9 protein-coding genes and 1 other annotated feature (1 of these 10 only partly in view) are annotated in these 12870 nt (G+C 51.4%); all 9 genes read left to right on the forward strand.

Annotated features, from left to right (window positions below):
• Positions 1 to 79, forward strand: a sequence feature (ribosomal protein L10 leader region); it begins 53 nt to the left of the window's first position.
• A gap of 28 nt (positions 80 to 107) precedes the next feature.
• Complete coding sequence (gene rplJ, locus CLV36_RS11760; protein WP_022738850.1) at positions 108 to 620, forward strand: 50S ribosomal protein L10; 513 nt, start codon at positions 108 to 110, stop codon at positions 618 to 620.
• Between the two features lie 64 nt (positions 621 to 684).
• The gene (rplL, locus tag CLV36_RS11765) at positions 685 to 1050 is read left to right on the forward strand and encodes a 50S ribosomal protein L7/L12 (RefSeq protein ID WP_022738851.1); all 366 of its coding nucleotides are present in this window, start codon (positions 685 to 687) and stop codon (positions 1048 to 1050) included.
• A gap of 167 nt (positions 1051 to 1217) precedes the next feature.
• Positions 1218 to 1820: a class I SAM-dependent methyltransferase gene (locus tag CLV36_RS11770; RefSeq protein WP_106342789.1), complete on the forward strand. Its 603-nt coding sequence runs from the start codon at positions 1218 to 1220 to the stop codon at positions 1818 to 1820.
• A gap of 249 nt (positions 1821 to 2069) precedes the next feature.
• Positions 2070 to 5606 (forward strand): DNA-directed RNA polymerase subunit beta, encoded by a 3537-nt coding sequence (rpoB, locus tag CLV36_RS11775; RefSeq protein ID WP_425436578.1) that lies wholly within the window; start codon positions 2070 to 2072, stop codon positions 5604 to 5606.
• Between the two features lie 73 nt (positions 5607 to 5679).
• Positions 5680 to 9294, forward strand: a complete 3615-nt coding sequence (rpoC, locus tag CLV36_RS11780) for a DNA-directed RNA polymerase subunit beta' (RefSeq protein ID WP_106342791.1) — start codon at positions 5680 to 5682, stop codon at positions 9292 to 9294.
• Positions 9295 to 9375: 81 nt separating this feature from the next.
• Positions 9376 to 9624 carry a 50S ribosomal protein L7ae-like protein gene (locus CLV36_RS11785; protein ID WP_022738856.1) on the forward strand — a complete coding sequence of 83 codons (249 nt, stop codon included), beginning with the start codon at positions 9376 to 9378 and terminating at the stop codon, positions 9622 to 9624.
• Between the two features lie 162 nt (positions 9625 to 9786).
• On the forward strand, positions 9787 to 10200 hold the full coding sequence (gene rpsL, locus CLV36_RS11790) for a 30S ribosomal protein S12 (RefSeq protein WP_022738858.1): 414 nt from the start codon (positions 9787 to 9789) through the stop codon (positions 10198 to 10200).
• 45 nt (positions 10201 to 10245) lie between these two features.
• Positions 10246 to 10716, forward strand: a complete 471-nt coding sequence (rpsG, locus tag CLV36_RS11795) for a 30S ribosomal protein S7 (protein WP_102991326.1) — start codon at positions 10246 to 10248, stop codon at positions 10714 to 10716.
• Between the two features lie 36 nt (positions 10717 to 10752).
• Positions 10753 to 12828 carry an elongation factor G gene (fusA, locus tag CLV36_RS11800; protein ID WP_106342792.1) on the forward strand — a complete coding sequence of 692 codons (2076 nt, stop codon included), beginning with the start codon at positions 10753 to 10755 and terminating at the stop codon, positions 12826 to 12828.
• Positions 12829 to 12870 lie beyond the last annotated feature (42 nt).

The raw sequence follows: 12870 nt of genomic DNA on the forward strand, positions 1-12870 counted from the left end.
TCCTGCCGAGGAGCTTGCGCTGTTGTCTTTGACAAAGCCTAGCCTTCGACTGCCTGCGGAGGCTTTTTCTTATTTCTTCAAAAACTCCTGATGAGGAGGTGTACCGCATGTCCAAAGCAATCGAGCAGAAAAAAGTAATTGTTAAAGAAATCGCGGATAAACTGACCCGCAGTAAAACAACCATCGTAGCTGACTATCGCGGTTTGAACGTTAAACAAATGAACGAGCTGCGTAAAGAGTTGCGTGAAGCTGGCGTAGAGATGCAGGTTTTGAAAAACACCTTGACCCGCCGTGCTGCTGAGCAAGTGGGAATGGAAGATTTGAACCAGCACCTGACCGGCCCATCCGCAGTCGCTTTCAGCTATGAGGATGTCGTTGCTCCAGCTAAAGTGCTTCACAAATTTGCGAAGACCAACAAAGAGCTGGAAATCAAGGGCGGTATCGTAGAAGGCAGAGCAGTAAGCCTTGATGAGATTAAGGCGCTGGCTGAGCTGCCAAGCCGCGAAGGCCTCTTGTCCATGCTTCTCAGCGTGCTGCAAGCGCCGATGCGCAACTTCGCGCTTGCTGTTAAAGCCGTTGCTGACAAAGACGGAGAAGCTGGCGAAGCACAAGAAGCGTAATGCAGCTTGAGAAAGAACGGCATTTGAAAAATAACTAGATCTGTATATAGGGAGGTTTCCTTTCATGACGAAAGAACAAATCATTGAAGCGATTAAAGGTATGAGCGTTCTCGAACTGAACGACTTGGTAAAAGCAATCGAAGAAGAATTCGGCGTAACTGCTGCAGCTCCGGTTGTAATGGGTAACGTAGCAGGTGGCGGAGAAGCTGCTGAAGAGAAAACCGAATTCGATGTAATCCTGGCAAGCGCTGGTAGCTCCAAAATCAACGTTATCAAAGTGGTTCGTGGCATCACTGGCCTGGGCCTGAAAGAAGCAAAAGCGCTGGTTGACGGAACTCCTGCTCCAATCAAAGAAGGCGTATCCAAAGAAGAAGCAGAAAAAATCAAAGCAGAACTCGAAGAAGCCGGTGCATCTGTGGAAATCAAGTAATAAGCTTGACTCCGGCCGGACCCGCCGTCGTCGGTCGGCGGGTCTCTTTTATTGTAAGGGTGGTTTTGTGCAGGCTAGGGAGGCAATGCTCCTTTGGCTCTGCGTAGCTTTCCCTTGCATTAACATAAACGCATGACCGGGTAATGCTGTGGAAGGGGTTATGTACCGTGAGTGAACACTACTTTTCAGCGAATCCGCTGGCCAAAAGCGAAGAGCGGGAAGTGATGGCCGAACTGCGCGGACATTCATTGCGTTTTCATACGGATGCCGGCGTTTTTTCCAAAAAAGGGGTTGACTTTGGTAGTCGACTTCTGGTGGAGACGGCGCAGATTGAGCCGGGTTCCCGTGTGCTAGATCTTGGTTGTGGTTATGGAGCGATAGGAATTGCCATCGCCAAAGCGGTACCCCAGACCACAGTGGTCATGGTTGATGTGAATGAACGGGCGGTCAAGCTCGCTGAACAAAACGCGCGGAGAAATCGCGTAGATGGCATGGTGCAAGTTTTGAAAAGCGATGGCTTTTCAGCGATTCACGGCCAACAGTTCGACTGCATTTTGTTCAATCCGCCGATCCGCACTGGAAAAGAGACGATCTATCGCTTGTTTCGCGAAGCGGCTGACGCGATGGTTCCTGATGGATCACTATGGATTGTGATTCGCAAACAACAAGGTGCTGCTTCTGCAAAAAAAGAGTTGGCATCATATTTCCAAGATGTGGAAGTGGTTGAGCAAAAGAAAGGGTATTGGATTATTTGCGCACAAGGGCATTGACTTCGGTATCCGCTTGTGATAGTGTTTTAAATTGCAGAAAGTCTCAACATTTGAGGCTGGTTTTTTTTGGTATGTGTGGCCAACCAGCCTGTTTAATCACATATTGGGCTGGATAAAATAGGTAAATAGACTGCTTCTAGGTAAAATGAGGTTGCGTATTCACTCATTTTCTTTTTTTACCGTGATTAGTCGCTTAATATTGAGCGGCTTTCGACTGGATGCGAGGGGGGAGTTTGTTTGGCTGGTAAAATGATCCCATGTGGTCGTCGGCAACGTCGTAGCTATGCTCGCATTAATGAGGTTCTCGAGCTGCCGAATCTGATTGAGATTCAGCAAAAGTCTTATGACTGGTTCCTTGATGTTGGTTTGCGTGAAATGTTCCGCGATATTTCGCCAATCGAGGATTTTACCGGTAACCTTGTGCTGGAGTTTATCGACTATAGCCTGGGTGAACCGAAATACACCGTTGAAGAGGCGAAAGATCATCAGGTGACCTTTGCCGCACCGCTTCGTGTCAAAGTGCGCCTCATCAACAAAGAGACGGGCGAAGTAAAAGAGCAAGAAGTCTTTATGGGCGACTTCCCGCTCATGACCGAAACGGGTACCTTTATCATCAATGGCGCGGAACGCGTAATCGTCAGCCAGTTGGTGCGTTCACCTAGTGTGTATTATAACACGAAAGCGGACAAGAACGGGAAAACAACTTACACGGCGACGGTGATCCCAAACCGCGGTGCTTGGCTGGAGTTTGAAACCGACGCCAAAGATATTATATATGTTCGCATCGATCGAACGCGCAAGATTCCTGTGACGGTTCTGTTACGCGCGCTCGGCTTTAGTAGCGATGCGGAAATCATTGACTTGCTGGGGGATGACGAATACATTCGTAACACCCTAGACAAAGACAACACAGGAAACACTGAAAAAGCACTGATTGAAATCTACGAACGTTTGCGTCCAGGCGAACCGCCAACAGCGGAAAACGCTCGCAGCCTCTTATACGCCCGGTTCTTCGATCCGAAGCGTTATGATTTGGCCGCTGTGGGACGTTATAAAATCAATAAAAAACTGCACATCAAAAATCGTTTGCTCAACCAGAAGCTGGCTGAGCCTGTCGTGAATCCGGAAACAGGTGAGATCTTGGCGGAAGCAGGGACGGTGCTGGAACGCCGCGTCCTAGACAAACTCCTTCCGTATCTGACAGGCGAGAAGGCATTTGGCCGCAAGGAGTACAAAGTGCGTGGAGGCGTTCCCGATGATGGGCCGATCTCGTTGCAAGCTGTGCACATCTTTGCGCCCAATGACGAGAGCAAAGTGACCAAAGTGATCTCCAATGCAGAAGTATCTGATGAGATCAAACATATTACCCCGTCTGACATCATCGCTTCGATCAGCTATTTCGTCAATTTGCTGTACGGAGTGGGAAGCACGGATGATATCGACCATTTGGGCAATCGGCGCCTGCGTTCTGTAGGGGAGCTGTTGCAAAACCAGTTCCGCATCGGTTTGTCGCGGATGGAGCGGGTAGTGCGCGAACGGATGTCGATTCAAGACGCCAACGCGATCACGCCACAAGCGTTGATCAATATTCGTCCGGTCATCGCGGCAATTAAAGAGTTCTTCGGTAGCAGCCAGTTGTCTCAGTTCATGGACCAAACCAACCCGTTGGCTGAGCTGACTCACAAACGCCGTCTGTCGGCGCTTGGTCCTGGTGGTTTGACCCGGGAGCGCGCTGGGTTTGAAGTGCGTGACGTTCACCACTCACACTATGGTCGGATGTGTCCGATCGAAACTCCTGAGGGTCCCAACATCGGTTTGATCAACTCCTTGTCGACATTTGCGCGTGTCAATGAGTATGGCTTTATCGAAACCCCCTATCGTCACGTCGATCCCGACACGGGTCAGGTGACGGATCGGATTGATTTCCTCACGGCGGATGAAGAGGACAACTACTATGTGGCGCAGGCTAACGCACCACTTAATGAAGACAACACCTTCGCCGATGATATGGTGACGGTCCGCCACCGTTCAGAGATTATCAACGTCCCCCGCGATCGGGTGGATTATATGGATGTTTCGCCTAAACAGGTTGTGTCCGTGGCTACGGCATGCATCCCCTTCTTGGAAAACGACGACTCCAACCGCGCGCTGATGGGTTCGAACATGCAGCGGCAAGCGGTGCCGTTGTTGAGACCGGAAGCGCCGTTCATCGGAACGGGTATGGAACACGTGGCTGCGCGTGACTCTGGCGTGATGGTTCGTGCGAAACGGCCGGGTACGGTTGTCCGTGTGTCCGCGGACGAAATTTGGGTACGGCAAGAGCAAGAAATTGACGGTCGCCTGATTGAAGGGGATATTGACAAATATAAGCTCACCAAGTTCTCTCGTTCCAACCAAGGCACTTGTATCAACCAACGGCCAGTTGTCCGCACGGGGGAAAAAGTAAAAGTGGGCGACGTCCTGGCGGATGGCCCATCCACCGAGCAAGGGGAAATGGCATTGGGACGCAACGTTGTGGTAGCCTTTATGACTTGGGAAGGTTACAACTACGAGGATGCCATTTTGCTGAGCGAGAAATTGGTGAAGGAAGACGTCTATACCTCGATTCACATTGAGAAGTTGGAAAGTGAAGCGAGAGACACCAAGCTGGGGCCGGAAGAGATTACCCGCGACATTCCAAATGTGGGTGAAGATGCCCTCAAAAACCTCGATGAGCGCGGAATTATTCGCGTTGGTGCAGAGATCAAGCCGGGAGACATCCTGGTTGGGAAGGTGACGCCAAAAGGGGTGACCGAACTGACCGCGGAAGAACGGCTGCTGCACGCGATCTTCGGTGAGAAAGCACGGGAAGTTCGCGATACGTCACTCCGTGTGCCACATGGTCAAGACGGAATCGTCGTAGACGTGAAAGTCTTCACCCGTGAAAACGGCGATGAGTTGCCGCCAGGTGTGAATCAATTGGTGCGCGTCTACATCGCACAGAAACGGAAAATCTCCGAAGGGGACAAAATGGCTGGACGCCACGGTAACAAAGGGGTTATTGCCCGGATCATGCCTGAAGAGGACATGCCGTTTTTGCCAGATGGTACGCCAGTTCAAGTTGTCTTGAACCCGCTGGGCGTTCCGTCGCGGATGAATATCGGTCAGGTGCTTGAGGTTCACTTGGGCATGGCGGCCAAAGCATTAAACCTGCATATGGCTACGCCTGTCTTTGACGGGGCAACTGAAAACGATGTGTTTGAAACATTGAAAGAAGCTGGCTTGGATGAAGACGGCAAAACGATTCTTTATGATGGACGCACGGGAGAACCGTTTGAAAATCGCGTCACCGTTGGGGTCATGTACATGATCAAGCTGGCGCACATGGTTGATGACAAAATTCACGCGCGTTCCACAGGTCCTTACTCCTTGGTTACCCAGCAACCGCTCGGTGGTAAAGCGCAATTTGGTGGACAACGATTTGGTGAGATGGAGGTGTGGGCGTTGGAAGCATATGGTGCCGCGCACACACTGCAAGAGATTCTCACGGTCAAATCAGACGACGTTGTCGGCCGCGTAAAAACCTACGAGTCCATTGTCAAAGGTGAAAACGTGCCGGAGCCGGGAGTGCCTGAATCATTCAAGGTATTGATCAAAGAGTTGCAAAGCTTGGGTATGGATGTGAAGATCCTTTCCGAAGACGAGCAAGAAATTGAGATGCGTGAATTGGATGAGGATGAGGAATCGGCAAGTGATAAGCTCGGTTTTGATCTGCTTGAGGAGGATACTGCTCACTCAAACTCTTGATCGTCGCATGCAGGGGGCGTGATGCGCGCCCCTGCGCATGCAACGGGATGAATCCTGAGGGAGGAATCGCCCAATGTTGGATGTAAACAACTTTGAGTATATGAAAATCGGCCTCGCCTCTCCTGAAAAAATCCGCTCTTGGTCTCGCGGTGAGGTTAAAAAGCCGGAAACAATCAATTATCGCACGCTCAAACCGGAAAAAGAAGGTTTGTTCTGTGAGAAGATCTTTGGTCCAACCAAAGATTGGGAGTGTCACTGCGGTAAATACAAACGCGTTCGTTACAAAGGGGTAGTCTGTGACCGATGCGGCGTGGAAGTGACCCGCGCCAAAGTGCGTCGTGAACGGATGGGCCACATTGAGTTGGCTGCACCGGTATCCCATATCTGGTATTTCAAAGGGATTCCGAGCCGGATGGGACTAGTGTTGGACATGTCTCCCCGCTCATTGGAGGAAGTCATTTATTTCGCCTCCTATGTGGTTGTGGACCCGGGTCCGACCCCGTTGGAGAAGAAACAGCTCCTGTCTGAAAAAGAATTTCGCGCTTATCGCGAAAAATACGGCACCGCCTTTACGGCGATGATGGGCGCGGAAGCGATTAAGCGTCTGTTGCAAGAGATCGACCTCGACAAAGAGGTGGAAAGCCTGAAAGAAGAGTTGCAGACGGCGCAAGGGCAACGGCGCAACCGCGCGATCAAGCGCTTGGAAGTGTTGGAAGCCTTCCGTGCTTCTGGCAATTCTCCGGATTGGATGATCCTTGACGTGCTGCCGGTCATCCCGCCGGAGTTGCGGCCGATGGTGCAATTGGATGGTGGACGTTTTGCCACATCCGACTTGAACGATCTCTACCGCCGTGTGATCAACCGTAACAACCGGTTGAAACGCCTGCTCGACTTGGGTGCACCTGATATCATCGTGCAAAACGAAAAACGGATGTTGCAGGAAGCGGTTGACGCGCTGATCGATAACGGTCGTCGCGGTCGTCCGGTTACCGGACCGGGGAATCGCCCACTCAAGTCTCTCTCCCACATGCTGAAAGGGAAGCAGGGTCGTTTCCGGCAAAACCTACTTGGGAAGCGTGTTGACTACTCTGGCCGTTCCGTAATCGTCGTCGGCCCGTACCTGAAAATGTACCAATGCGGTTTGCCGAAAGAAATGGCGCTGGAACTGTTTAAACCGTTTGTGATGAAAGAGTTGGTTGCGAAGGGGCTCGCGCACAACATTAAGAGCGCCAAGCGCAAAGTGGAGCGCGTTCACCCCGAAGTGTGGGATGTGTTAGAAGAAGTGATCAAGGAGCATCCTGTGCTCCTCAACCGTGCGCCCACGCTTCACCGTTTGGGAATTCAAGCATTTGAGCCGATTCTTGTAGAAGGGCGCGCCATTCGTCTTCATCCGCTCGTATGTACGGCGTATAACGCTGACTTCGACGGAGACCAAATGGCTGTGCACGTTCCACTGTCTGCGGAGGCGCAAGCGGAAGCTCGCCTGTTGATGTTGGCGGCACAAAACATCTTGAACCCGAAAGACGGTAAGCCGGTTGTAACCCCGTCTCAAGATATGGTATTGGGTTGCTACTACCTGACCATCGAGAAGCAAGGCGAAAAAGGGGAAGGCTCGATCTTTTATTCGATCTCCGAAGCCATCAACGCTTACCAGCATGGCTACGTCAGCCTGCATTCTCGCATTGCCATTCCAGCGCGCAATGTGAAGAAAACCTCCTTCACTGAAGCGCAGAAAAATAGCTTGTTGGTGACGACTCCGGGTAAGCTGATCTTCAACGAGATTTTCCCCGAAGAGTTTCCATACATCTGCGAACCGGGCAAAAAGAACTTTGCAAGCACTCCGGATAAATACTTCATCTTTGAAAAAGGCGTGAATGTCCGCGAATTTATCAGTAAGATGGATGATCCGGGCGCCCTGACCAAAAAGGATCTGGGTGCGGTGATCGCAGAGTGCTTCCGCCGTTTCGGTACGACCACTACGTCGGAAATCCTCGACCGGGTGAAAGAACTTGGCTATAAGTTCTCTACCAAAGCGGGGATCACAATGTCCGTCTCTGACGTAAATGTGCCGGAGGAAAAGAAAGCGATCTTGGCGCAAGCGGAAGAGGATGTCGCCAAAGTGATGAAACAATACCGCCGCGGTTTGATTACCGAAGATGAGCGGTACGAGCGCGTCATCTCCATCTGGAGTCGCTCGAAGGATCAGATCACGAAAGTGCTCATGGAAAACATGGGTAAATACAACCCGATTTACATGATGGCGCATTCTGGTGCGCGGGGTAACGTATCCCAGATCACCCAGTTGGCAGGGATGCGGGGTCTGATGGCCAACCCATCCGGACGGATCATCGAGCAACCGATCCGCACTAACTTCCGTGAAGGCTTGACCGTATTGGAGTACTTCATCTCCACCCACGGTGCGCGAAAAGGTTTGGCGGATACCGCGCTTAGAACGGCTGACTCGGGTTACTTGACCCGCCGTCTGGTAGACGTGGCGCAAGATGTGATCGTGCGTGAAGAAGATTGTGGCACCGACCGGGGGATGACTGTAAGTGCGATCGCTGATGGAAACGAAGTGATCGAAAACTTATATGATCGTCTTGTAGGGCGGTTGGCTTTCCAAACGGTTCGCCATCCGGAAACAGGCGAGGTTATTGTCGGCATCAATGAGATGATCGACGAAGAGATCGCTAACAAAATCGTCGATGCAGGTCTGAAAGAAGTTACGATTCGCTCGGTTCTTACCTGCCGCACCAAACACGGTGTTTGCAAAAAGTGCTACGGCCGCAACTTGGCCTTGGGCACACCGGTGGAAATCGGCGAAGCTGTCGGCATTATCGCCGCGCAGTCGATTGGTGAGCCGGGTACCCAGCTGACGATGCGTACCTTCCACACCGGTGGGGTTGCGGGTGACGACATCACCCAAGGTTTGCCGCGGATTCAGGAGCTGTTTGAAGCGCGCAATCCGAAGGGGCAAGCGGTGATCAGCGAGATTGCCGGGGAAGTTGTCGACATTCGTGAAACCAAAGACCGTCGTGAAATCGAGATCAAAGGAGACGTGGAGTCCAAAATTCATCCCGTCCCATATGGTTCCCGCCTGCGTGTTTCAGTCGGAGATTATGTCAACGCTGGTGACGAGTTGACAGAGGGTTCTGTTGACCCGAAAGAGCTTCTGCGCATCAAAGGGGTGGCTGGCGTGCAACGTTACATCCTCCAAGAAGTGCAGAAAGTTTACCGCCTGCAAGGGGTGGAAATTAACGACAAGCACGTAGAAGTGATGATTCGGCAGATGATGCGCAAGGTACGAATTACCGATGCAGGTACGACCGATTTGTTGCCGGGCGCAGTGGTCGACATTCACGAATATGAGGCGGCTAACCGCAAAGTGTTGTTGAACGGCGGAGATGCGGCTGTTGCTCGTCCTGTCCTGTTGGGGATCACCAAGGCTTCGTTGGAAACAGAGTCTTACCTGTCAGCGGCATCGTTCCAAGAAACCACACGGGTCTTGACCGATGCGGCGATCAAAGGCAAATTGGATGGACTCTTGGGTCTGAAGGAGAACGTCATCATCGGGAAGCTGATTCCCGCTGGAACCGGTATCTCCCGCTATCGCAACCAAACGTATGAGATTGTTGGCGACAAAACTGAATCGGACCAAGCCGGCAAAGAGACGATGCTTGTTAAGTAGAGTTAATTGTTGACTTTGCCCAGGCGAGATGTTAATATATCTTCGTGTGCTTGGGAATTATTCACTTTGGAGGGCGATTCAATGTCTTATGAAAAAGTGATACAAGCAGAATCGTTAACGATCGGCACCAAGCAAACGAAGAAGGCCATTGAGCAAGGCCGAGCGCTCGAAGTACTTGTTGCAGATGATGCGGATCCGCAAATCATTTACCCGATCCTGAAGCTTTGCAAGGATCGCGGCATTCATGTCATCCACGTTGAATCAATGAAGCAACTTGGCAAAGCTTGCGGCATTGAAGTGGGCGCTGCGACGGCAGCGGTTTTAAAATGATTGTGAGCGACAGAAAATTATCGTTGATCGCGTCCCACGGTAGTGGGCGTGATCAACTTATATAAAAAAGTCTCGTCGTTCCGATTTTTTTCGGCCATAGATGAAACACCTGGTTCTGTGGTCTTGAAGAGATACAACCAAACTCAGAAGGGGGTGCCAGTCATGCCAACAATGAACCAGCTCGTGCGCAAAGGTCGCAAAGCTAAAATCAAGAAGTCCAAATCTCCGGCGTTGCAGTACACCTACAACACCATGAAGAAAGAGGTTGTGCCACAAAGCGCTCCGCAAAAACGCGGTGTTTGCACTCGTGTGGGCACCATGACTCCTAAAAAACCTAACTCCGCTTTGCGTAAATATGCGCGTGTTCGTTTGACCAACGGCACGGAGGTTACCGCATACATCCCGGGTATCGGCCACAACCTGCAAGAGCACAGTGTTGTGTTGATCCGTGGTGGTCGTGTAAAAGACTTGCCAGGGGTTCGTTACCACATCGTTCGTGGTGCGCTTGACACCGCAGGGGTAGCTAACCGTAACCAAGCACGTTCCAAATACGGAGCGAAACGTCCTAAGAAATAATGCAACTGATTCAGCATAGAACAACGAGGAAAAGGAGGGAGAAGCATGCCACGTAAAGGCCCAGTAGCTCGTCGGGATGCACTGCCAGATCCGATTTACAACAGCAAGCTGGTGACCCGTCTCATCAACCGCCTGATGTATGACGGTAAGAAAGGCACTGCACAACGCATTTTGTACAATGCATTCGATCTCATTCGCGAACGTTCCGGTAACGATCCGATGGAAGTGTTTGAACAAGCACTGAAAAACGTAATGCCTGTACTGGAGGTTAAAGCTCGCCGTGTGGGTGGTGCCAACTACCAAGTACCAGTTGAGGTGAAACCAGAACGCCGCACCAGCCTTGGTCTCCGTTGGTTGGTAAGCTACGCTCGTCTGCGCGGTGAAAAAACCATGGAAGAGCGTTTGGCTAACGAGATCATGGATGCAGCGAACAATACCGGTGCAGCCGTGAAGAAGAAAGAAGATACGCACCGTATGGCGGAAGCCAACCGTGCATTTGCTCACTATCGCTGGTAAACAACATTCTTTCCAATATGAAGGGAGAAATTTCCGATGGCACGCGAATTCTCCTTGCAAAATACACGTAACATTGGGATCATGGCTCACATCGACGCTGGTAAAACGACCACAACTGAGCGCATCCTGTTCTACACCGGTCGCGTACACAAAATCGGTGAGGTGCACGAAGGTGCAGCCACCATGGACTGGATGGAGCAAGAGCAAGAGCGCGGAATCACCATTACGTCCGCAGCGACGACCGCTCAGTGGAAAGGTCATCGTGTCAACATCATTGACACTCCAGGACACGTTGATTTTACCGTAGAGGTAGAGCGTTCCCTCCGTGTATTAGACGGAGCAGTAGGTGTTTTTTGTGCAAAAGGTGGCGTAGAGCCACAATCTGAAACGGTATGGCGTCAAGCTGACCGTTATGGCGTACCGCGTATTGCGTATGTCAACAAAATGGACATTCTCGGTGCTGATTTCTACGGTGCGGTAGAGCAAATGCGTGAGCGTCTTGGCGCAAATGCTGTGCCGATCCAAATTCCAATCGGCGCTGAAGATCAATTCGAAGGTGTGATCGACCTCATCACCATGAAGGCGATCATTTACACCGACGATTTGGGTACCACTTCGGAATCACGCGAAATTCCAGCAGAATACGCGGACAAAGCGGAAGAATACCGCAACAATCTGGTGGAAGCCGTAGCCGAATTGGATGAAGAGCTGATGATGAAATACCTCGAAGGTGAAGAACTCACCCAAGAGGAAATCGTTTCTGCTCTCCGCAAAGGTACCTGTGAAGTGAAAATCACTCCGGTTCTCTGCGGTTCTTCTTACAAGAACAAAGGGGTGCAACCACTCCTCGACGCAGTTGTCGCGTACCTGCCTTCTCCGCTGGACGTACCAGCGATCCAAGGCACCTTACCGGACGGTACGGAAATCGCGCGTCAATCGAGCGACGAAGAGCCGTTTGCCGCTCTGGCGTTCAAAGTAATGACCGACCCGTACGTAGGGAAGTTGACCTTCTTCCGCGTTTACTCGGGTACGCTTGAATCCGGCTCTTATGTGATGAACACCACCAAAGGTAAGCGTGAGCGGATCGGTCGGATCCTGCAAATGCACGCGAACCACCGTGAAGAGATCTCCAAAGTTTACGCCGGTGACATCGCCGCAGCAGTAGGCTTGAAAGATACCACCACGGGTGAAACCCTCAGTGACGAAAAGAATCCGATCATTCTTGAGTCCATGGAGTTCCCAGAGCCGGTAATCAAGATTGCTATTGAGCCAAAATCGAAAGCGGACCAAGACAAAATGGGTCTGGCCCTCACCAAATTGGCTGAAGAGGACCCAACTTTCAAAACTTGGACCGATGAAGAGACAGGCCAAACGATTATCGCTGGTATGGGTGAGTTGCACCTGGAGATCATTGTTGACCGCTTGAAACGCGAGTTCAAAGTGGAAGCCAACGTTGGTGCACCACAGGTTGCTTACAAAGAAACCTTCCGCTCCGCTGCGAAGGTGGAAGGGAAATTTGTTCGTCAGTCTGGTGGTCGCGGTCAATACGGTCACGTATGGATCGAGTTTGAACCATTGGAAGAAGGCGCTGGCTTCGAATTTGTCAACAAAATCGTCGGTGGTGTGGTTCCGAAAGAATACATCCCAGCGGTTCAAGCAGGTATCGAAGAAGCCATGCAAAACGGTGTCTTGGCTGGATTCCCGTTGGTTGACGTTCGCGCGACCATTGTGGACGGTTCTTACCACGATGTGGACTCCTCCGAGATGGCGTTCAAAATTGCTGGTTCAATGGCCCTCAAAGCTGCCAAATCTAAGTGTAACCCAGTCCTCCTGGAGCCGATGATGAAAGTAGAAGTCACGGTGCCGGAAGACTACATGGGTGACGTGATGGGTGACATCAACTCCCGTCGCGGTCGTGTAGAGGGTATGGAAGCACGCGGTGGCGCTCAAGTGATCCGTGCGATGGTGCCTTTGGCGGAAATGTTTGGTTATGTAAGTAACTTGCGTTCCCGCACCCAAGGCCGCGGTGTGTTCTCCATGGTGTTTGACCACTATGAAGAAGTACCGCGCAACATCGCTGACGAGATCGTGAAGAAGCGTTCCGGCGAGTAATTCCATTTGTTCTAAGGGTTGAGAAACTGGTGAAGCGGGAAC

Origin of the sequence: Laceyella sediminis (assembly GCF_003003125.1) — a bacterium.
GTDB lineage: Bacteria > Bacillota > Bacilli > Thermoactinomycetales > Thermoactinomycetaceae > Laceyella > Laceyella tengchongensis.

Bases quoted from the DNA above. Each gene is read 5' to 3' on its own strand.
- rplJ (WP_022738850.1), top strand. From the start codon at position 108: ATGTCCAAAGCAATCGAGCAGAAAAAAGTAATTGTTAAAGAAATCGCG.
- rplL (WP_022738851.1), top strand. From the start codon at position 685: ATGACGAAAGAACAAATCATTGAAGCGATTAAAGGTATGAGCGTTCTC.
- rpoB (WP_425436578.1), top strand. From the start codon at position 2,070: ATGATCCCATGTGGTCGTCGGCAACGTCGTAGCTATGCTCGCATTAAT.
- rpoC (WP_106342791.1), top strand. From the start codon at position 5,680: ATGTTGGATGTAAACAACTTTGAGTATATGAAAATCGGCCTCGCCTCT.
- CLV36_RS11785 (WP_022738856.1), top strand. From the start codon at position 9,376: ATGTCTTATGAAAAAGTGATACAAGCAGAATCGTTAACGATCGGCACC.
- rpsL (WP_022738858.1), top strand. From the start codon at position 9,787: ATGCCAACAATGAACCAGCTCGTGCGCAAAGGTCGCAAAGCTAAAATC.
- rpsG (WP_102991326.1), top strand. From the start codon at position 10,246: ATGCCACGTAAAGGCCCAGTAGCTCGTCGGGATGCACTGCCAGATCCG.
- fusA (WP_106342792.1), top strand. From the start codon at position 10,753: ATGGCACGCGAATTCTCCTTGCAAAATACACGTAACATTGGGATCATG.